Source organism: Photorhabdus luminescens subsp. luminescens, from assembly GCF_001083805.1.
GTDB lineage: Bacteria > Pseudomonadota > Gammaproteobacteria > Enterobacterales > Enterobacteriaceae > Photorhabdus > Photorhabdus luminescens.
Window position 1 is genome coordinate 322,633 of record NZ_JXSK01000005.1, and the last position, 21,665, is coordinate 344,297.

The window sequence follows — 21,665 nt, forward strand, 5'->3', positions numbered from 1 at the left end:
ATTAAGGGTTCCTGTGCTGAATTGACGGGCGGGGATGTTCAGGGGCTGCGGTCAGCCCGGCGGCTTTCTGCAACGCGTAGTACCGGCTGAGCAGGGCGTTAAAACGGTCGTCGGTCTTTTTTATCAGCGCCGGTGAGACGGCCTGCCCCTGTTCGACGGCAGCGGCCAGCTGGCGCAGCAGCTCTTCCAGCGGAACGTCCCGGTTGTGGCTGTGCTGAATCTGATAAATCGCGGTTTTCAGGTAAGAGAGGGTGAAACTGCCCCGGTTACGCTCCTGTTCCAGGATTTTGTCCGCCAGCCGCTGGAGCTGATGCCGGGTCTGGCGCCAGTTGCCGGGCGCCGGCGCGTTTTCCAGCCGGATGGTCTGTAACTGCTGCCAGCGCTGGGTTTCACGTTGTTGCTGACGGTCCTGCGGCCAGGTTTTTTGTGCCGTGGCGGTCAGTTGCTCAGCCTGTTGCAGGACGACCAGCGGGGAGGTGTCCGCTAACCGGGTTAACTGCTGTGCATAGGTTGGCAGGTCGGGATGAGACAGCCAGGCCAGTCTGGCCCCGTCCGGGGTGCCGGTCAGGGCCGTCATCTGCTGTTGTAAGGGCCGGTAAAGGCCCAGCCAGGTCCCGGTCAGGACAAATACCCCCAGTAATACGCCCAGCCCGAACCCCTGTAAGGCGCTCATCGGTCGCGGCGGGGGTTCAGGGAAATGGACCTGCACTTTGGGCTGGCTGCGGTCGTCACTCATGCTGTCGTCCGTTTCCGGTTCAGGCGGCGCCGGTTCAGTGCTGGCGAGGTAAACCAGCGGCGGCATCTGCGCCGGTCTGGCGGCCGGTTTGGGTAATATACGGGCCTGTTCCAGTTTTTTGGCGGTGTTCTGGAAAAACCACAGCAGGTTTTCGACCTTCGGCAGGCGCTTCAGGTCGGACTGCTGGAGCCGGTCGACGATGAGCTGTAAGGCCCGCTCGGCCCGGTAAATCATCCGCAGGTCGCGGGGGGTGTAATCGTGCTGGCGTAAGGCGTTGCCGCAGCGGGTGTTAAACCAGTCCAGCATCTCGGTACGGACCGCCGGCTGCGGCGGCCACAGTTCATCCCACTGGCTGACCATCACCCCGGCCAGCAGTTCGCAGCCTTCCGTAAAGCCCGCCAGACCGCTGAGCTGCATCCGGGCCAGCGTGTAGTAAATCGCGCTCTGAAAATCGACGCCGTGGGTGCGAAACAGCGTCAGGGCCAGCGATTCAATCAGCGGCCAGTTCACTGCCGGCTGAGACGGGTGATTGATTTTGTTGATTTCTTCGCGTATTGCCGTGAACGCCGGCAGATTCATCGGGTTGCCGCCGGCACGGATAATCAGGTTTTCAGGGTGTTCACGCATGGCCGTTCATCCTTTAGCCTGCCTCCGCCGGCGCGGAGGACAGGGTGGGTTGCTATTTTGCAATGAATAAAATTTGCCATTAATACAGCGTGTCAGGCAGTCTGAACTGACTGAACAGGCCGCCGGCAAACGGGTTGTCGGATTCGTCCACGTAGATACGGTAGGTCATGTCGCCCCCGTCCACCGTGAACCGCACGTCAAACGCATCCTGACGCACGTTGGTCAGTGTGCCGCTGTTAATCAGACGCAGCTGGGCCCACGGGCCGGTGAAGCGGATGGCGCGCGGCGATTTGCCGCTGGCGTCCGGTATCAGCGTGAGCTGGCTTTCCACCCCGGCCCGCATCGAGTTGGGCCATATCAGGTGCGCGATGCTGCTGCGGCCGTGGGCGTAATCGAGCAGCTGGCCGTCGAGATTGAGCAGGCTGCGGCGTTTATTGCCGGTCAGGCTGAGAGGCTCAATGGCGAACTGGGTCCCCAGACCGTTTTGCGGCGTGAAGAAGGTGTCGCGGATACGGTCGGCCAGTTTCAGTTGCGCCAGCACATCCGGGCGGATAAGCTGTTTGCCGTCGGCGCTGTGGGTCAGGTTGTTTTCAACAAACGGTTTGAGGTTTTGCTGATAGAAGGCATCCAGCGTGCCGCCGGGGCGGAAGAAGCGGTCGAACTCACTGAGCGGCACATCCTCGGCGGCTTCCGGGTCGAAGGGATAGCGGCCGGCCAGGTAGGTCTGGTACTGTCTGACCACGGTGTCGCTCCATTCGATTTCCAGCGAACTGACGGCTTCCATCATCACTACCCGCCAGGCCTGTTCGGCCAGTTCGCCGACCCAGCGGTTGAGCGGCGCCGGCAGGTTTTTCGCCAGTTGCCGCACGTCGAAAATCGGGTCGCTGTTATTCTGCTCAAGCCGCTGCTGAACGGCGATCAGGGCGGCTTTACCCGGTACCGGCGCGTTCTGAATGGCCAGCAGGTAACGATGCAGCGCCACCAGTTTCTGATAAACCTCCTGTAAGGTGCTGTTTTTGTCGCCGTATTCCACCAGCACCGCGGTTTCCGGCGCGAATTCCCGGTTAATCCGCGCCAACAGGCGGTAATCGGGGGCATCGCGTAACTGCTGCTGCTCTTTGGCCGGCAGCGTCTCGTTAATCACCGGCAGACGGGTGTTGTCGCTGAGGATTTGCAGGGCGCGGCTGATGGGTTGTTCGCCGCTGATGACCTGCTCAATGGCGCTGATGGCCTGCGGGATATCGGTAAAATCACGAATATCCAGATTGTTCATGGCCCCGCGCCAGGTGGCCGTGTAGTCCCCCAGGTACTGCTCGGTGATTTGTCGCTGGATTTCTTTGCGGTCGGTGTCGCTGTACTGCGCGTTGTGCGACAGGTTCAGCACCCAGCTGTCCATGACCGTGAGGTCGATCAACTGGTCGTCCTGTTTGACGAAGTAGTTGTTCAGGCCGTTTATCGTCAGGAACTGCGGGATAATCAGTTGCCTGTCATTATTGGCGATAAAGAGGCTGTCAAAGCTCGGGCCGATCTGGTCGCGCAGGTTAAGGGGCGGCGGCAGCGAATCCTGCGCTTTAATGCGCAGGTTCTGATAGACGCGCTGATAAATAGAGAGCTGACTTAGCTCTTTCTCGGCCTTCATGAGCGGCAGTTTGTAAGGCGCAAAGCTGCTGATGGCGGCCTGATCGCCCGCCTCCCGCGCGGCCCGCCAGTCGGTGTGATCCAGGGCATAGTCCAGGTGAGTCAGTAACTGCGCCTGTAACGGACGCTGACCGTTAAAGGCCTGACTCCAGCGCGTCTGCATGTAGTGTTCGACCAGCGATTTATTGCGGCCGCTGCCGTCTTCCAGCATCCGCATGATGCGCAGGACGGCCAGTTTTTCTTCGCTGCCTTTAGGCGCCCGGTTCAGGTCGTCCAGCAGGCCGTTCATTAAGGCGGGCAGGAAGCGCTGAGACAGCAGTTGCAGGTAGGTGTTTTCCACATACGGGCCGATATCCGCGCCCTGATAGAGCCCCATATCCGCCAGCAGCCCTTTATGATGGTAATCCCCGTAGGCCAGCGTCGCCTCGCGGAGAGGATTGAGCAGGGGCAGCTGTAAATTCCCGTGACGGTCTTCGCCTTTGGGGGGCGGAACCGACAGGAAGGTTCTGGCCTGCGCCAGGACCTCGTCTCCCGCCCGGTAGTTCTTCTGATAGTAGTGGTGCCAGCCGGTCCACAGGGCCAGCAATACCCCGGCGCCCGTCGTGGAAAAGGTCAGGAGTTTGCGGCGGTTGCGGCTTAACCACAGGCGATTTTCTGCCGCCAGATTCGGCTCGGCCAGCAGGACCTCTTCAAACAGCGCGCGGGTGAAGTAGGGGACGGTATCCGCCACCGGCCAGGTGGGAAAGGCCTGCGGCCCCAGATGATACTGTACCGCGGCAGACTGGGTAAACATGTCATCCATCTGACCGATTTGTCTGGACGAGGTGAGATAAACGCCCCGCAGGCCGGGCTGTGCCGGGCCGCCGTTGTAGAGAATGCCCTCCAGCAACTGGACCAGATAGCTGTGCAGCCCCTGTATCTGACGGGTGAAACTGAACAGCGGACTGCGCTGACTGCCGTCCACCTTATTGAGCATCATGTCCGGCATGGCGGCATTGAGCTGTTGCATCCACTGGCGCCAGAACTGTGCCAGCTCAGTGCGCCAGCGCTGCTCATCCTGCGCATTCAGACTGAAGGTGACGCCCAGGATCTGTGCGCGCTGCGGTCTGTCCAGCGACTGAAAGGCGGCGCTGAAACCGTGCAGCCGATCGAGTTTGGTCAGCACCAGATAAAAAGGCAGATGATGATGCAGGGTTAAGCGCAGATCCTGTAGGCGCAGGTGAAGCGCGGCAATATACCGTTCCCGCTGTTCTTTGTCGTCGGTCAGTAAGCGGTGAGTATCCACGGTCAGAATAATGCCGTTAAGGGGCTGGCGCTGGCGGTTTTCGGTTAACCAGGCGAGCAGCGCCTGCCACAGGCGGCCGGGGAGCTGGGGTTTACTGGCGTCCGGCGGCGATAGCTGGTCGATAAGGAAGCCGTCCGGGTCAATGATGACGGCTTTCTCCCCCAGCCAGCAGCGCAGATGCAGGGGCAGCGCCTCTTCCCCGGTCAGGGCGTCCGGCGCGGCAATGTCAGTCAGCCGGTAACCTTCCTGGATCAGGGCGGTTTTGCCGCTGCCGGTGTTCCCCATCACCAGGTACCAGGGGCGCTGGTAGAGATAATCCCAGGTGCCCAGATGGCGTTGCAGCTGGGCTTTCCAGTGATTGAGATAACTGTCCTGACGGGCGATATCGGCCTGTACCGGATCGACGGTGTTCAGTTCCACCTCCAGTTTGAGTTTTTCAAGCTGGCGCAGGCGGCGCCAGATTTTCATGCCGACAACGCTCAGGGCCAGCAGGAGGAGGATAACCGTCGCCAGCCAGCGGGCAGACAGGGTTTCCAGCGGGTGAGTCTGTTTAAACTGCCAGCCGGGTCCCCACCACCATACCCAGATGAGGGCAATACAGGGCAGGAGGGCCAGTATCAGGGAAGCGGCGGCTTTCAGTGGCGGCAGACGCGGCATCGCCGGTTTTTTGATATTTTTTAGCAGTAGAGAAAGCCAGTTCATGGGTTAACGCTCCTGTTTGCAGTCGTCTCCGTTGAGGGGGCGGTCATCGAGGCTTTTTCTGCCAGTACCGCCAGCAGGCCGGGTTCCCAGTGGGCGAGCGACAGGTGTTGCCCTGCCTGGAGCAGATGGCGGTAATGTTGTTGCGCCAGCGCATTCATTCCCGCCTGCTCCAGTAACTGAGCCGTCAGCAGTTGACCGTAGAAGTGATCCCGGGGTTCGGTCAGGTGTTGCTGATGTTGCTCCGCGGCGTTGAGCGCGGCTTCCAGTCCGTGTTGCTGAAAACAGTGCCAGATAGCCTCCTGTTCCTGAGCTGTGCCGCTGTTGACGGTGGCGGTCGCCGGGGGATGCAGCCAGTTCAGGGTGGCGTCTGAGATAAACGGGCTCATATCGGAGAAAGACAGGCGCTGTAAAACCGGCAGACGGTCGAGAAAGGCCCGGAGTTCATCGCGAATAGCGTCAGCCACGGCGCGGTAACCCAGTTTTTCGGCGGCCTGAGCGGCGAGAGCGTGGCCGTCAAGCCAGTAAGGGGCCAGTGTCAGACTCTGTTCTATCTGTTGCAGCAGGGATTTATCCGCCGCCGGGAGTTTCGCCAGATACTCTGCGGTACGGTCTGCCGAAGTCGGCGCCAGCGGTGTTTTGCCTGCGCCGTTCGCCATCGGCGCCGTAGTCAGGGTGTGCCAGATGGCATAGCGACGCAGACGGTAACCCACAGGGGAATCAGACTGGCATTCACACAGCAGGTCGGCCACGGTCAAGAGCGTTTGTTTCCAGGCTTTTTCACTGGAACTGTCTACGGTGACATCTGGTATGGGGGGGGATGTCGATGCTGAAGTGTTTGCGGATTGTGCCGTCGTTTCTGTCGATTCAGCCGGCGCGGCAGCCGGTTTTGGCTCAGGTTTACGGGCATAGCGGGGGCGTAACTGGTCGATCTCTTTAGCCAGTGCCGGTTCATCGGTATGCCAGCATTGTGCCAGATGAGCCAGTGCGCCCTGCGCCTCTTCTCGCTGAGTCTCATCCGCCTGTTCGCAGAAGCCGGGTTGCGCAGAGTCAAAACGTTTAATCACCTGTTGTGCCAGGCGGCGCTTGAGCAATGGTTTTTGTGGCCAGGCTGTCTGCCAGTAATGTTGGATGTAATCGGCTAACAGCTCCATTGCCAGGATGAGTTCAGCGGGATTACTGCCGTGTTGCAGTGTCCGCAACAAATGCACCATCAGTCTGAAATCTTTGCTTTTTTCGCTGAATAATTGCAGAGCCTGACGCTGGAGCTCTTCAATATTAATGCTGGAATGGGCCAGTGATCCCAGCTTAACCATTTCCCCATCAATATATTCCCAGGCGGGTTCGTTTTCATCCAGCTCCCGGCTGATGAGTTCATCCGATAGAGGTGTCAGCAGGAGACCCTGCCAGTCAAATTGTTTCCTGATATCCATTGGGATCACCAACGACAGGCGGAGCGTAAAGGTTTCACCGCCTGTTCCAGTTGAGAAATGTTGAATGTCATGCGGTTTCCGTTGCTGGTTTTGATGGTCAGGGTTTTTCCTGTCATCAGTCGTTTTAGTTCTTCAATGCCTGGTAGTCCACGGCTGGATTCCAGCAGGTAGCCGTTTTCGCGCAAGAACCAGTCAGCACTGAATTGGCTGATTTCCGTCGAAATCATCACAGTGCCATTATCTTGGGGTTTAGCCAGGGCAATTTGTATTCGGGTAATGTTATCGATACAACTCAGCATCAGTACTGGACGTGGTGGTGGAATACCAAGCGCGGGTGTGGTCAGTATGACGCGAGTCGGTATGCTTTCAGATTGGGTGGTGATAAAACCGGTTGAATGGTCAGTTCGTTTCATCTCCTGTTCCATTGCTTGTTTCCAGACAGGGCCAGTTTTTTCTAACGGGATAACGGCAATATTATCCAGTTTATCCAATAGACGGTCATAGCAATCGAGTCTGACCAACGGTGACGATTCTGCCCGGCATTGCAACAAAGCAGGTAGTGAAGGTGCTGTTGTGGTTTCCTGAGCTGGCTGAATATCCGGTTTGCCTGTCAGAGAGGCGATTAATGAACTGACCAGTAACAGAAAACTCATAATTTACACCTGTATTTCGCCAGTTTGTAAGTCAGTGTACGGGGCGCAATACCCAAGCTTGCGGCAATTTGTTTGGTGTTATTGCCATAAATATGTTGGCGTTGTATCAGTACGGCACATTCGAACTCTTCGAGTGCCTGAAGTAAATTGTCGATTTTGCTGTAATCGTGAGAGACACTGGCGGATGTTTTGTTTTCTGCGGTGGAGCTTAACGAAGCCAGCAGCTCATCAAGTTGTTTTTCTTTCTGGCGCTGTGTCTGAAAAACTTGGCGGATCTGGCGCAATTGTGCGCGCAGTTGTTCCAGTTCCTGCAATTTTTTCAATCGGTGTTGCATGACATGGCAGTAGATGTAAAACATGTTGCTATCGTCAACAAAACGATGGACATCTTTGGCAAAAACAGCAATCACGCCACACGCTTGCCCGTTGCAGTTAAACAACGGGATTGCATGTAGGCCGCAGCGGTTAGGCAGTTCTTCGACGAAGAGGCGAAAGTTTCGATTGTCTATTCGTACCCCTTGATTGAGCGATCCCCAAGTTGTGGGGGTGCCTTTATACAATATTTGTACCAGTGGATGGTTGATATCACCGATATTGACATCCAGTTGCAGCGCGCTTATCTGATTGGGTGCTGGCAGCCGGTAGCATTCCAGACGGTTTTCATTCACGTTAAGCAGAGAGACCAGCAAGGCGTCAAAACGCTGGCGTTGGTGATTCACCTGGAGAAAGTGATGAACCAGTTGCTCGATAGAGTCATTTTCCAGTAACGCTAATGCGCTTTTCAGCCGTTGTTTCATGGTGTCTCCTCAACCACTGCGTTGAATTGATGGTCGTTAACGGTTAGCTGGATAGTGCTGATCTGCTTGCCGGCCGCCATTTTTTGCAGCAACAGCAGAGATAACGGCGGCAATAAAGCGCCATCAATGATCGATTCCAGCATGCGTGCGCCATTTTCAGCCCGGGTTGCTCGTTGCAGTATCTCTTCAACCACATCATCACTAAGGGTAACTTCGGCATTGAAGCGTTGACGCAATAGGCTATCGAGGCGCGCCAGTTTGCCCTGAATAATGGTTTTCAGGGTGTCGTATCCCAACGGTAGATAAGGCACTACTTCCATTCGCGCTAGTAATGCTGGTTTGAAGAAAGCCGCCAGTTCAGGATAAAGCAGGTCATTCATCTCTTCTGGTTTATCGGCATTATCGACGATAGTTTGATAGCCCAGGTTGGAGGTTAAAAAGAAGACCACATTTTTACAGTCAATGACTCGGCCTTCCCCATCGGCTAACTCACCTTTATCGAAAGCTTGGTAGAACAGGTTCAGTACATCAGGATGGGCTTTTTCCACTTCATCAAGTAGGACGACGGAATAAGGTTTCTGGCGAATAGCTTCGGTAAGTACGCCACCTTCCCCATATCCGACATAGCCCGGAGGGGAACCAATCAGGCGGGAAACGGTGTGTTTTTCCTGAAATTCCGACATATTGATAGTGGTCAGATATTGACGTCCACCAAACATTAATTCCGCAATCTGTAAAACGGTTTCGGTTTTACCAACACCACTTGGTCCTACCAACAAGAAGGCGCCCAATGGACGACCGGGACGGCGCAGGTCGGCTCTGGCAGTCAATAAATGTTGATGCAGGCATTTAATAGCAAGATCTTGTCCTTTTATGCTTTGTCCCAAATGAATTGGCAGTTCAGTCACCACGGAGAGTTCACTTTGTGACAGGCGATTAAGTGGTACGCCAGTCCATTCAGCGATAACCGCCGCAATCTGGTTCTTATCCACATGAGGAGAAACGAGCGTTTGTTGTTGCTGTAATTGTTCCAACTGTTCATTAAGTTCAGCCAATTGTGCAATCAACTCTTCAGTTGTTATCTCGGTCGATGTTTCGCTTTCTTCTGCTTGGTTGGTCAATTCTGTTTCGTTGGTTAATAGCTGATGGCGTAGCTCAATAATTTGCTGAACCAATTGCTGTTGCTGCTGCCAACTGGTTTCCAGTTCAGCCAATTTCTCCGTGGTTTCTTGCTGTTGTTGCCGCAGTTCATCCAGTCTATCAGTGTGCTGATTGAGTCCCATGCGCTGTTCCCTTGCCAGCACGTCTGATTCCATTTGCTGCTGATGCAGTTGGTTTTTCAGGGCAGAAATTTGGCGCGGAGGTGAAGTCAAGTTGATGGCGACGCGGGCACAAGCGGTATCCAGCACATCAATAGCTTTGTCTGGTAACTGGCGTCCAGAGAGGTAACGGTCGCTTAATACCGCAGAGGCTTTTAGCGCTTCATCATCGATTAATACGCCATGAGAATGTTCATAGATTGCCCGCAGGCCACGCATAATAATGATGGCTTCTTCCGCAGTCGGTTCAGCCACTTTAACGAGTTGAAAACGGCGGGAGAGAGCCGCATCTTTTTCGAAATATTTTTTGTATTCGCCCCAAGTGGTTGCAGCGATTGTTTTCAACTCACCACGTGCCAGAGCAGGTTTTAGCAGGTTGGAGATATCCAGTCCGCCTTGTTGATTACCTGCGCCAATCAGGGTATGAGCTTCATCGATGAATAGAATAATCGGTACGGATGACTGATTTATTTCATTCATAATGCCTTTGAAACGTTTTTCAAATTCACCTTTTACCGCTGCACCTGCCTGTAATGCCCCCAGATCCAACGTCATCAATTCACTGTTACGCAGTTTTTCTGGTACTCGGTTGTCGATAATGCGTAGAGCTAACCCTTCAATGAGCGCACTTTTACCGACGCCTGCTTCACCCACTACAATTGGGTTATTTTTACGGCGACGGCAGAGAATATCGATCATCAGGTCGATTTCTCTGTCACGGCATAGAACAGGATCGAGTTTTCCCTGACGAGCTTGTTCTGTCATATTTTGAGTAAAACGGGCGAGCAGGCTATCACTGCTGGCGGCAGCTTTGCCCTGCCCGTTTTTATCGCTTTCCACAACTGGTTGTTCGGCAGAACCCGCTGTCCATTGGGCAAAATTCTGGCGTAACAATTCGCGGTTTATTCCCGATAAAAGACGTGCCGATTGTGGTGTCAGGTAGCGTAACGGGCTGAACAGCAAGGTCATCAGCATGACGCCGCTGCGTAATTCCTGATGTTGCATCTCAGTCGATGCTAACAGCCAGCTATCCTGTAACCACTCCACCAGCATTGGAGAGAAGTTAGGATAGGCCTGAACCATTGCTTGATGGTGAGGGATCATCTGATCAAGTTGTTCTTTCAGTAGATCACTATCCACTTCTGCTTGATTGAGGATCGTTCTGACATCACTAAGAGGCGTGTTGATCATTTGCAGTAGTAACTGAGAAACAGTGATCTCAGGTTGTTGCTGGCTGACACACTGCGCTGCTGCTGCTTCTAGAGCGTGCCGAGTCATCGGATTTAAGCGATTAACTAATGTAGGTAGATCAATCTGAATCATCGGTTCTTTCCTAGCTCAGTAAGTTATTTAGCTGTTGTAAGATGTTCTGGGTTTGGTTATGCAGACGGATAGCATAGAAGCCATAAATTACAGCGAGCAGGGCAGTACCGCTCCAGAACAGATGTTTAATGGTCAGACGCTTACCCAAGCGATAGCGATCATCACGCTCATTGGCGTTACTGTGGAGAATGATGGGTGGAGCTTCGCCCCGTAGCGCATGCAGTTGTTGGTGTAATCGACGGAATAAACGCTCAAAGTCGTCACTTTTCTGCGAGGTCACTTTGTAGCGACCACGATAGCCAAGACAGAAACAGAGATAGATAAACTCCAGCAGATGTTGATAGCGCTGAGATTCACCCATCAAACGATCTAGTAGCAGAAAGACTTTTTCACCACCCCAGGTTTCGTTATGGAATTGAACTAACAGTGATTGTTGCAACCAGCCGTTCTGACTGTTCCAGCCATGCCCCAGTGCGGTTTCATCAATGAAGGTGCAGAGCATATAGCGGAAAGAGACAATCGCGCCTGGTTCATAACCTTTGGTTTGTAGAAGTTGCTCGATTGCTTGGATATCAGTAACGACCTGTTGATAAAGTTGGTCTGGCAGCGGTTGATCACCCATGTCTTTTAAACGCATGACCATACCAAGCAGCGGTGTGGCGGCATCGATCATCGGGTTCAGGCTTTCTCCACGTAGCGGTAACTGGTACTGACGGTGTAGAGTCGTATCGGTTTCCGTCTGCATCAGAATGGCGTTATCATTCATGGCTTCGGTTTTCATTAGGCACTCCCATTCCTAACCGCCCAGAACTGCATGTCTAATCCTGGGAATTCTCCCGAAACGTGAAAGGCGATGGAGTTACCTTTTAGAATGTCTTTCCATGCGTCGCCTTGTTGATCAAGCCGAAAGTAGGTGTAACCAGCATGATAAGGCAACTGACGTGGGGCAGAGGGAAGCGCAACCAGTGCTACAGCAGGCAGCTGGATGCTGACCATTTCGCGGATCCTTTCAGCCGATGTAACTTTAGTCTGTTTAGCAAACTGGCGGAGTAATTGATCATGTGGAACCTGCGCGCGGATTGCCAGAATAAATTCCGCGTTAGTCAAGACATTACGATCATGGATGTGCGCTACCCGGATACCATTGGCTTGAGTTTGGAGCTTAATCGGAATCGCTCGCGGGGTCAGCACAACGCCCATTGCTTCGCGCATGATGATCATGACTTCCTCGAATGTTTCAGTCAGATTGTCGTGTTTGTAAATCGGCACATTGCCGACCTGACGGGATTCATGAGTGAATGTTCTCAGTTCACCACAGGTTTGGATCAACTGAGTGAAAAAATCTTGTGGATGTAAAATGGCTTGTCCTGCGTAGTGGGTAAACCACGGCTGAACTCGGTTGACTAGTTGGAGCATCATAAATTCAGCAACATCAGCAACTCCTTGCTGTCCGGGAGAACCAATCTGGTTAGCGAGTGATCTACCTCGTTCTGTCATCGCCCTATCCACTTCATCTATATAATTTTTTAATTGAGTGGAGACCCTGATGGATGTACAGGTTGGTACGAAATCGTCATTCAGTATGATAGTTCCGGTAGGAAGCTTTTCTCTTATCTGGCATAGCGGTAGTACGGAAAAAGCGCTGAGATCTTCTGAGCCTTGTTTCAAAATCGGCGTCAGTTGCGCCAGCATGACTTGGCTGATGTCACCGCCATCTGTATGCAGGTCACGGATATCTTCCATATGTTCACGGTAGCGCACAGCTCCTGCATGATTGGATTCTGAATGAGAGATTTCGTTGAGAATATCGTTGGTTATTGGCAGTGCCAGGTAGATATCTTTACTGTTGTTCTCATGAATATTCACAACATCAAGTGGTTGAGGAGTCGCATCCTGATGAGGAATTGAGAACACTGTGCCATCTGGCATAATACCGCTGGCCTCGATGATACCGATACGCCCCAGAGCGAGAAGGTCTGCGTCGAGTGTCAAGGAACTGAAGCCGTAACTATAGCTGGTTAAGGACGTCAAGCGACTGTGAGCTAAATAGTCATTATGTTTTTGTTGTTGCTGAAAGTGTTGTGGCTTGATGAATAATCCTTCGCGCCAAATTACCCGATTCTTACCTGGCATAGTTATTGTTCCTCTTTTCTAAGTTCAACTTCGTTCGCTCTGATGTGCACCAGAATGTTGTATTGCTGTCCTGTGTCTTTCACACGGATGACCTTTTTCCATTCGGATTGATTAATATCGGCATAGCGAACGATAACGCCGATGTAACGGCTATTTTTTTCCAGTGGGATGACTGTCAGTGGTTTGTATTGCCCCGGCAATAAGGTGTAATCCTGATGGTCGATATAATTTTTCCCCAGCGCTTTATCCAGCTTGTCACTCGCCAATTGGTCATAATCAGCGGCAAGTAGACGGGAATCTTCACTAAGATAGAGCAGATGCATTTCAACCGGAGTGGCTTCTCCATTTTTATTAGGGTTGATATCAGGTTCTGCCAGCAAAGTGATCGCAACGGTGGAAGGTAAGTTCGCAGGTTGACCAACAGGAGTTGATGGGTCCCAGACTACCTGTCCGACTTTCTTCGTTGCCTGCCATGCACCGCTACAACCACTTAACATTAGCGCTGCCAGCAATACAAACCCTACGGTATAACTACCGGACCATGAGATATTACTGCCGGAGCGCTTCATTACTGGCTATCCTCTAAACCTTGACGCAGAGCACGGTCATAAGCTTGTTCATAGACTTCACCGAACAGTTTTTCGAACCCTTGTTGACGACTGGAAGCCAGTTCGCGGTAGTAACTGGTGTACATTTCCCATGCCCAGGTTGCATCTTTTTCCTGCGTCTCATTACTGCGGCGGTACTGGGAGAAACGACTCAGTAGATGTTCCGGTGAGAAAGCATCCAGCATAGTGTTCAAGGCGGCAGTGATCGCAATCCGGTTAGCCTGATAGTGTAATTGCAAGTTATGTAAGCTTTCAGCGACAGCGGAGGGGGCAGAGAGATGTACTGGGCTTTTTTGATCCGCAAACATCACTTGCATAGTGGTGTTGTAATCCATGTTCAGTCGTAGCGGATTATCTTCAATAGGTCGCAATTGTTTATCTCGTAGCCCATGCTGTGTACGCTGCAATACCAGCAAACCTTCAATGGCCGCTTTCATGGTTTTACCCATTTCTTCCAGAAAATCGTTTGCCTGCTGGCTATTATGCAAAGGCAATTGTGTGTTCAACCCTCGCATCAGGGGGGTGATAGCAACATGTTGCTGTTCCATGTCCTGAAACTGTTCATTAAAAGGCGAAGAGATACCGGGTAAATCAACAAAATCCTGATCCATAGCATTGCCTCTGTTATCTAAGAGGGAAGAGAAAAATAATGGGGCCTGGGAACGGCCTTGTTGCAGACTGCGGTCTACCTCGTTATCCACTGGTGTTTGGCTCAGTGTGGTCAGATTTTCGCTATCGAGAACCTTGAGCGGATCATGGCTGAAATCATGCTTGATCGTGGTTGCTAAAAGACTATGATCGGTGAAATTGGTATCCTGAACGGGATCTTTCTCCATCATGGCGTCCAGTGGATTGCTATAGCTGGAGACCAGTGATTCCGGTGGTACTGTCATGGGATCAGTCCGATCTGCGTCGGAAAAACTGATATAGCTTTTGATGACGAGTTTACCGATAGTAATTTCATCCGCTTGTTGCAGGCGGATAAAACCAGCGCCAGAAGTCAGGGGTGACTGATTCACAAACAGGGGGCCAGCGATCATTTGTAAGCAGAATGCGCCATCACGCCACTGGATAGTAAATTGTGACGGATTGATATTCCCCTTTTGATCTTGAACGGACCAAAGATGGCTCTCACTGCTGCCGACTGTGCCGCCTTGAGTAGAGAATAGGCAGCTAGCCGCTTTGCCACTTTCCAGTTGATCGCTGTTGATCACTCGTAATGAGAGAGTTGGTTGTTGTTTTTCCATTGTCTTTATCCACTCACTGAAATCGTGATAAAGGGTTTCTTTTCCGGCTCGCCGAGAAAGCTGGTCCACCCCAGGTTATTGTTTAATTTCGTACCAAGTACCATGCCGCCTGCTTGGTTTTCAGCTAATCCAAGACGAAGATCCCAAGCTAATTGATCACGCAGGACAAAACAGAGAAACATCACTAGTGGCAGGAAATTCTTGCCGTCCGGGAGAAATGATAAGAAATGTTCACGTGAAAGGTTGTTGATGCATAACGTGAATTTACTATTGCAGCTTCTCACCCATGAACCGAGGAAAAAATTTTTTCCTATTACAGACTGTTCAATCTTTGGTTTCCGACCCTTTATTTTCAGCATTCCACCCAAGCGATTTTGTTGTGATGGCTCGATAGCGATTTTTCTGATCTGCCAGCCATGTACCGTAACGTCTGGTAGATCAAAACAGTGTGAAACCAGGCTGCATATCACTTCTGGCGATCGACCGGGGCTAGCTAACAGGCCGGCATAGGCTAGCATTTTGCTGTGATTGATATTTAAATGAGAACGGTTAACATCGCTGCCAAGCCCCACTAGAGCGAACATACGTTGAGAAAAATCGTCTTGTCCGTTTTTGTCAAAACAGATGTAATAACGGTATTTCCGCCAGATCTGATGAAGCATGACAATTGAACGGTGATTAAAAACATTAAGAAAATTAGTCAGTTGGTTTTCATCTTGAGCTTCTTCCCATGCCAACGAATCAAGGTAATAACCTGGCATAGGCGATTGGCTGCCATGCAGTCCAAGAAAGGAGATTTCCACTTGGAAACGCCCCTCCTTAGAACGATTTACAGAGACAACATCTCTAGTTGGAAAAGCCAGGCTAGCACTGGATTTAAATCGGATTGCTTCACGGTCCGGGCGGTTAGTTTGCCCGGTTTTTTCCCACGCTACCGCCAATTGGTTGAGTAATTCGACCAATTGATAAAAGTTATACCTTGACACATCTAGTGTTTGATTTTCTGGCGAGTTTTCACTCGTTACATCAACGCATGTTGACCTGTCTGTTCCGGCCATTCATAACATTCCTGATTATCTAAATTGATCACCTTCAACATGTGGAAGGAGTTAACGCTGGCATATAAGGCAAAGAAGCGTGACAGTATGTTACAAAACAGATAGAGCTCACCTTCAGAGCTGAAAGCCTGTTGTCGGATATACAATGTTGATTCTAGTCCGCGTACCGGTAGCCCTTTAAATAGACGATCTATTGGTTTTGTTTCAATCCGTTCGATTGCATCCAGCCGTTTTTGTGATGATCGTGATGACTGCCGGTTATACAGACTAGGAAGATCATAAGTACGCAATACCTGTTTCAGTGCGTCTTTATCCAGTAATGTCATATAATTCAGTGACATATTAGAAATGAGTGACCAGTGGAATTTACCGCTCATCAGTGGATAAAGTGGAACAGACGGACGGGTTATGTTGCGGAATGGCGCAAATGACGGGTTTCCCTCTAAAGCGTAATTAATATCACCTACCCGTAGTTGCAGTGGCAGTTCACGGTTGGTGCAAGTCAGTCGAATAGAGACATTTTCCTCACTTAATAGCAGTTGAGATTCATCGCCACGGACAAAAGAGATGTAGTGTTCAAGCCCTTTGCGAAATGGGGACTCCTTGATTCTGATACGAAAATAGCGAGTATTCAGTTCGCTTTCGTGTTCGATTTGATGATGAAAACTTTCAAATGGCACATAAGACCGCCTACCATCATGGCTTTGTTTAGGTTTACCATCAGGCCCAACTAGCCAGCTTTCTACTTTATCAATGGAGAAAATATCGTAGCGATCAGGATGGCTGTAACTCGCTTTTAATGGATATTCAGACTGACCGCCATTTAGCTGAATAACTTCACCGTCCATTGGGAAGAGGTTGATTGCCGGAACACAATTCAGCCGAAAAGTGTCCTGACGGATTTTGATTTCTGGCGGCAGCGCTTCTGAGAAATAGAGATTCAGTGTGAAATCTGTGGCTTTAAGATTTGTCGGTAACTTAGGAAAACCCGTAACATCGAAAAATAAAAAACCTTCAGAAAAACAGAAGTACTCTTGTAAGACGCGATAACCCATATAGGCATTTTTCGGGTAAGGCAATAGGGCGTCTTCCCGATTAAAACCCACTGGAACGAAGTCGAAATCCGGCAATGGAATCGTGGTATCGCCTACGACAAGTTTTGCATCCTCAAGGTAGTAACTGAGCCAAAAATAGAGTTGTGTACTGCTGTAATCATCTCCGCTTAGATAAAAACGCAGCTTATCAAGTTGCAGTTCCTGTAAGTTAAGTTCTGTTTTTGAGGTGAAATTCAGACCGATGACACCTTGTTCGTTACTGTTATTGACCGAAATGTCCCGGATAGACATTGGAAACAGCCAAACATCGCGGCATAAGGTGAAAGTACAGCGATGGCCTTGCTCTGTTTTTTGAGTATTGGTATTGCTTAAGTAAGTATCTTCATCCTCATCGTCATTTCCGCTATCATCCGGCAGCGGGCGGCTCTTGATTTGAGTTCCGCGCTTAATTTGTGTAGCTTGCGTGTTGGCGCTATCTTCAGGGTTATATTGGATAATGGTCATGCTAGGCGTTGGCCGCAGGTAATTTGGCCATAGCATATGTAGCAATCCATGAGTGAGTTCAGGGAATTCATCATCAATTTTTGCCCGCAAGTTACCCGCGAGAAAGGCAAATCCTTCTAGCAGACGCTCAACATCCGGGTCAGAGCCTTGTTCAGACAAAAATGAGGCGAGGTGAGGATGTTCAATTGCGGCTTGTCGCCCCAATTGCCTAATGTAATCCAATTCCTCTCTAAAATATTTTTCAAGTGACATTTTATTGAGTCCTCTCTAGGCAATAACGCCGGTTGTTATCCAGTTGAATGTTAAATTCAACAACGTCATTAATATCATCCAGGGATACCTGGGCGCTGATGTGAAAACGTAACAACAGCGGATCACTATCATCGTGGATTGCATTGACAGTGACTGACGATATTCTCGGTTCATAATTTATGATGCAGTGCTCTATTGCCTGTTCAATACTTTGTTTAAAGTCAGTTGCCGTGGTTGTGGCGTCATTGAGATCAATGACGCCAAGATCAGCCGCACTCTGACAGGCGCCTGGATGAGTATTAAGAACATGATTCAGGTGCCGTTTTATGGAGTTGAGTAGCTCACGCATTCTTGATTGGCGGGAAGAACCGGAGCTCTTCCCCTGAATACGCTCGAACAAGCTGGCAGAACCTTCTCTATTCCAACTGTACAGCGCAGCCATGATTCATTACTCCTTATCCAAACGCCCTACTAGTGACAACTCGAAGCTGGCTCCCATATATTTAAAATGAGGGCGAACCTGCATTGCCACTTGATACCAACCTGGATCTCCTTCCACATCCAAAACCTGAATTTGGGCAGAGCGCAGGGGGCGACGACTACGGACATCCGTTGGTGGATTTTCCTGATCAGCAATGTACTGTTTCAGCCAAGTGTTCAGTTCACGCTCCAAATCCTGACGTTCTTTCCAGGAACCAATCTGCTCGCGCTGTAGCACTTTGATGTAGTGCGCAAGGCGGTTGATGATGAACATATAGGGCAGTTGAGTACCCAGTTTGTAGTTGGTTTCAGCCATTTTCCCTTCACGAGTATTGGGGAAAACTTTTGGCTTCTGGACTGAGTTGGCAGAGAAGAATGCGGCGTTGTCACTGCCTTTACGCATTGTCAGGGTGATAAAGCCCTCTTCCGCCAATTCGAATTCACGACGATCGGTAACCAAAACTTCTGTTGGGATCTTGGCCTGGATCTGGCCCATAGCTTCGAACAAGTGAACCGGCAGATCGCTGACAGTACCTCCGCTTTGCGGGCCGATAATGTTCGGGCACCAGCGATATTTGGCGAAGCTGTCAGTCAAACAGGTTGCTAATAGATAAGCGGTATTACCCCATAGGAAATGTTCGTGATCTTTGCTGACATCTTCCTGATAGTTAAAGTTTTTAATTGGGTTTTCGACGGTTGAATAAGGTAGACGCAACAGGAAGCGTGGCGCTGTCAGACCGAGATAACGCGCATCCTCCGATTCACGCAGCGAACGCCATTTAGTGTGTGCCGGACCTTCGAAGACAGATTTCAGATCCTTAATCGCTGGTAACTCGGTAAAACTGCTGATACCAAAGAAATCAGGCGCAACGGAAGAGAGGAATGGCGCGTGAGCCATTGCGCCAACCGCGCTGACGTATTGCATCAGTTTGATATCGGGCGAGCTATTGCTGAATGCATAGTTACCGATGACCGCAGCAACCGGTTCGCCGCCAAACTGACCATAACCTGTTGAGTAAACGTGTTTGTATAAACCTGATTGGATGATTTCTGGTGAAAATTCGAAATCTTCCAGTAACTCTTCTTTGGTCGCATGGATGATGTTGATTTTGATGTTTTCACGGAAATCGGTGCGATCAACCAGCAATTTCAGTGAACGCCATGATGATTCCAGCTCCTGGAACTCTTTGGCATGCATAATTTCATCGACTTGAGCGCTGAGTGTCTTATCAAGCTCAACAATCATTCTATCAACGACAAGTTTGTTGACAGGTTCTTCGCTAGTACCGGTATCCAAAATGCTGCTGATAAAAGCGGCGACACCCTGTTTTGCGATATGGTAGCCATCATTTTCCGGCGTCATTCTTGCCTGAGACATAATCTCGTCAAGCAAAGAGGTAGTGGACCCTGGGGTTAATGTTGTACTGCTCTCTTCATGCAAGGACATGTTAAAAACTCCTTTTTAGTCAATTACTTTTGATTGACGATTTCAAGCTCTTTTAGAAGTTGTTCGCGGACTTTTTCATCACCCAATAATTCCTGTAAGCGGGTGCGGAATGCCGGAATATTTCCTAATGGCCCTTTTAGTGCGACAAGCGCCTCACGCAGTTCTAAAAGTTTATTTAATTCAGGTACTTTCTTCGCTACGTTATCGGGTGAGAAGTCATTGAGTGATTTTATTTCTAGGTTAATTGGCAGGTCATCTCCGCTATTATCATTGAGACGATTGGGGACACTAAAGGTGAGATTGATATTGGCTTCATTCATCACGGCATTAAAGTTATTCTTATGCACAGAAACAGTTTGCCGTTCTTCAATTGGCGTATCTTCTTTTGTTCCTTTGAGATCACCAACAATAAGCAGGTTAAGGGGTAATTCAATTTCGGCTACTTGATCACCGGTATTCGGAACGTATTTGATATTAATCCTTTCTTTTGGCGCTACGCTACCTGAACTATTTTTACTCATATTTAAATCCTTTGGGTAATACAATTAGGCAATTAGGAATTATCTGATAACAATATTGAGAGAGAGTTGCCCTTGATACCTACCTATATGTGACGGAGGACATAAAATTCTCCTGGATTAAAAACAGGAGATTTGCTGCATTAAACTGGATAGTAAGCTGACTTTTGTGAGCATATAGATAAATACGAAATTCAGAATATTCTTACTCATCGAGCAATAGCATCAATATAGAGCGCTCTGCAAGCCGGAGTGTCTCATTTTGTTTTTTTATTGTAAAGCTAAAATATATGTGAATATACCTGTCTATTCAACCTTTTGATGGTTTTATTTTATTTGGCAATAAGTTACGTCTTGATGGTTTCTTAATCTATTTCTTAATTAAAGTACTCTATGTAGGTATAGAATATGGCATAGAAATGATTTTTTGTTTCATTGTGTAACAAAGTATTTCTAGATGTATTTTTGTTTACATTTTAGAATTGGTTTCATATTGAAAGTATTAGTTTTGTTATTAACTAATTGGGTGTGTTTGTTTTTTTGATCTAGTTCTCATTTTTTAATTGGTCAAAATATAATTTAGATGTTAATTGTTAAAGTTGTTCAATTTCATATAGATATGTGATTTCTTATTTAAATTAAATGCATGTTTGTAGTTAATTATTCTGTAAATAAAGCTAATTATAAAACCATTTTTTAAAATCGGCATCAATTATAATATTTTTATTTGTTAGTGATGGGTTAACAATTTTGCAATTTAGATTTTATTTTGAAACGAGCTGGTTGGTATTTATTATCGTTTTGGCGTTCAATGTAGTTATAAGTGATCTTTCCCAAGATGAAATAATCACTATTGAAATTAATATGAACGTTGCCTTAATGTTGACTCAATCTCTATAAAGGATATTTTTATGCCAACTCCATGTTATATTTCCATCACCGGAAAAACACAGGGCAATATTACTGCGGGTTCATTCACTGCTGAATCAGTGGGTAATATTTACGTACAGGGCCATGAAGATGAAATGCTGGTTCAAGCATTTGATCACGTCGTTACCGTACCGACTGACCCTCAATCAGGTCAGCCTTCAGGTCAGCGTGCTCATAAACCATTCCGTTTTACAGTTGCATTAAATAAATCTGTTCCACTGCTTTATAACGCATTGGCTTCGGGTGAAATGCTGACGAGTGTAGTATTGAAATGGTATCGCACTTCTGTTGAAGGTAAACAAGAGCATTTCTTCACGACGCAGTTGGAAGATGCCACTATTATCGACATTGATTGCAATATGCCTCATTGTCAGGACCCAACAAAAGCTGAATTTACTCAGTTGGTTCGTGTTTCTTTGTCTTATCGTAAGATTAATTGGGAACATACAACCGCAGGGACTTCCGGCGCAGATGATTGGCGCGCGCCTATTGTTGCCTGATAGGTAATATAATCATTCAGCCAATGAAATCTCTCTTCATTGGCTGAAAAGCTTAATTTTTCTCTATTTTAAGTTGAAGATTTTTAATAACTGTCTTCAACTTCTTTCAGCTTTTTTGATTTTTTTCTTCCTTTCCTTTTAATTTTTTACACGTATCATTTAACGATATTACTTAATTGTTCAGGTAACTCTTGTATCACTCTTACTATCTTTCCTTTTGATTATTTTTTCATAGTAGGTGTTAGCATTTTTTAGCCTTGTTTCTGATTAGTGATTTGGTAAACACCAACATAAGGACTTGTATATCTAAGTGATCGTTTAATGTCTTTTTTAATTTCGTAACTTTTACTTATTGGTTGTTCGTAAGTATTACTTATGACTATCAGTGAAAATATAGATAGCATCACTTGCTTAAATATCACA

The 21,665-nt window shown here is 49.0% G+C and carries 16 protein-coding genes; 1 reads left to right on the top strand and 15 read right to left on the bottom strand.

Annotation, left to right across the window (positions count from 1 at the left end):
* Position 1: 1 nt before the first annotated feature.
* The 15 genes from TI10_RS14550 to tssB all read right to left on the bottom strand — a co-directional run bounded on the left by TI10_RS14550 (position 2) and on the right by tssB (position 19,815).
* Positions 2–1,363, bottom strand: coding sequence for a VasL domain-containing protein (locus tag TI10_RS14550; RefSeq protein ID WP_049584106.1), 1,362 nt, complete (start codon positions 1,361–1,363; stop codon positions 2–4).
* Positions 1,364–1,442: 79 nt separating this feature from the next.
* Positions 1,443–4,988 carry a type VI secretion system membrane subunit TssM gene (tssM, locus tag TI10_RS14555; RefSeq protein ID WP_049584107.1) on the bottom strand — a complete coding sequence of 1,182 codons (3,546 nt, stop codon included), beginning with the start codon at positions 4,986–4,988 and terminating at the stop codon, positions 1,443–1,445.
* Positions 4,985–6,418, bottom strand: coding sequence for a type VI secretion system protein TssA (gene tssA / locus TI10_RS14560; RefSeq protein ID WP_049584108.1), 1,434 nt, complete (start codon positions 6,416–6,418; stop codon positions 4,985–4,987). The genes tssM and tssA overlap by 4 nt, the downstream gene beginning before the upstream one ends.
* A 5-nt stretch (positions 6,419–6,423) precedes the next feature.
* Positions 6,424–7,071, bottom strand: a complete 648-nt coding sequence (gene vasI / locus TI10_RS14565; protein ID WP_049584109.1) for a type VI secretion system-associated protein VasI — start codon at positions 7,069–7,071, stop codon at positions 6,424–6,426.
* Entirely contained in the window at positions 7,068–7,868 is an 801-nt protein-coding gene (locus TI10_RS14570) for a helix-turn-helix domain-containing protein (RefSeq protein ID WP_049584110.1), read from the bottom strand. Before TI10_RS14570 ends, vasI begins: the two co-directional genes overlap by 4 nt.
* On the bottom strand, positions 7,865–10,510 hold the full coding sequence (gene tssH, locus TI10_RS14575; RefSeq protein ID WP_049584111.1) for a type VI secretion system ATPase TssH: 2,646 nt from the start codon (positions 10,508–10,510) through the stop codon (positions 7,865–7,867). Before tssH ends, TI10_RS14570 begins: the two co-directional genes overlap by 4 nt.
* Positions 10,511–10,520: 10 nt before the next feature.
* Positions 10,521–11,291: a type IVB secretion system protein IcmH/DotU gene (gene icmH, locus TI10_RS14580; protein ID WP_139180560.1), complete on the bottom strand. Its 771-nt coding sequence runs from the start codon at positions 11,289–11,291 to the stop codon at positions 10,521–10,523.
* Complete coding sequence (gene tssK, locus TI10_RS14585; RefSeq protein WP_049584112.1) at positions 11,291–12,643, bottom strand: type VI secretion system baseplate subunit TssK; 1,353 nt, start codon at positions 12,641–12,643, stop codon at positions 11,291–11,293. Before tssK ends, icmH begins: the two co-directional genes overlap by 1 nt.
* Positions 12,644–12,645: 2 nt before the next feature.
* Entirely contained in the window at positions 12,646–13,212 is a 567-nt protein-coding gene (gene tssJ / locus TI10_RS14590; protein WP_049584114.1) for a type VI secretion system lipoprotein TssJ, read from the bottom strand.
* Complete coding sequence (gene tagH / locus TI10_RS14595) at positions 13,212–14,498, bottom strand: type VI secretion system-associated FHA domain protein TagH (RefSeq protein WP_049584115.1); 1,287 nt, start codon at positions 14,496–14,498, stop codon at positions 13,212–13,214. The genes tssJ and tagH overlap by 1 nt, the downstream gene beginning before the upstream one ends.
* Positions 14,499–14,503: 5 nt before the next feature.
* A complete protein-coding gene (gene tssG, locus TI10_RS14600; protein ID WP_049584116.1) occupies positions 14,504–15,556 on the bottom strand; it encodes a type VI secretion system baseplate subunit TssG in 1,053 nt (350 codons plus the stop codon).
* Positions 15,520–17,367 carry a type VI secretion system baseplate subunit TssF gene (gene tssF, locus TI10_RS14605; RefSeq protein ID WP_049584117.1) on the bottom strand — a complete coding sequence of 616 codons (1,848 nt, stop codon included), beginning with the start codon at positions 17,365–17,367 and terminating at the stop codon, positions 15,520–15,522. Before tssF ends, tssG begins: the two co-directional genes overlap by 37 nt.
* A gap of 1 nt (position 17,368) precedes the next feature.
* Positions 17,369–17,809 (bottom strand): type VI secretion system baseplate subunit TssE, encoded by a 441-nt coding sequence (gene tssE / locus TI10_RS14610; RefSeq protein ID WP_049584118.1) that lies wholly within the window; start codon positions 17,807–17,809, stop codon positions 17,369–17,371.
* Between the two features lie 6 nt (positions 17,810–17,815).
* Positions 17,816–19,294, bottom strand: a complete 1,479-nt coding sequence (gene tssC, locus TI10_RS14615) for a type VI secretion system contractile sheath large subunit (RefSeq protein WP_049584119.1) — start codon at positions 19,292–19,294, stop codon at positions 17,816–17,818.
* A 23-nt stretch (positions 19,295–19,317) separates the two neighbouring features.
* On the bottom strand, positions 19,318–19,815 hold the full coding sequence (tssB, locus tag TI10_RS14620; protein ID WP_049584120.1) for a type VI secretion system contractile sheath small subunit: 498 nt from the start codon (positions 19,813–19,815) through the stop codon (positions 19,318–19,320).
* Positions 19,816–20,723: 908 nt separating this feature from the next.
* Here tssB and TI10_RS14625 point away from each other — a divergent pair.
* Positions 20,724–21,242, top strand: coding sequence for an Hcp family type VI secretion system effector (locus TI10_RS14625; protein WP_036780207.1), 519 nt, complete (start codon positions 20,724–20,726; stop codon positions 21,240–21,242).
* Positions 21,243–21,665 lie beyond the last annotated feature (423 nt).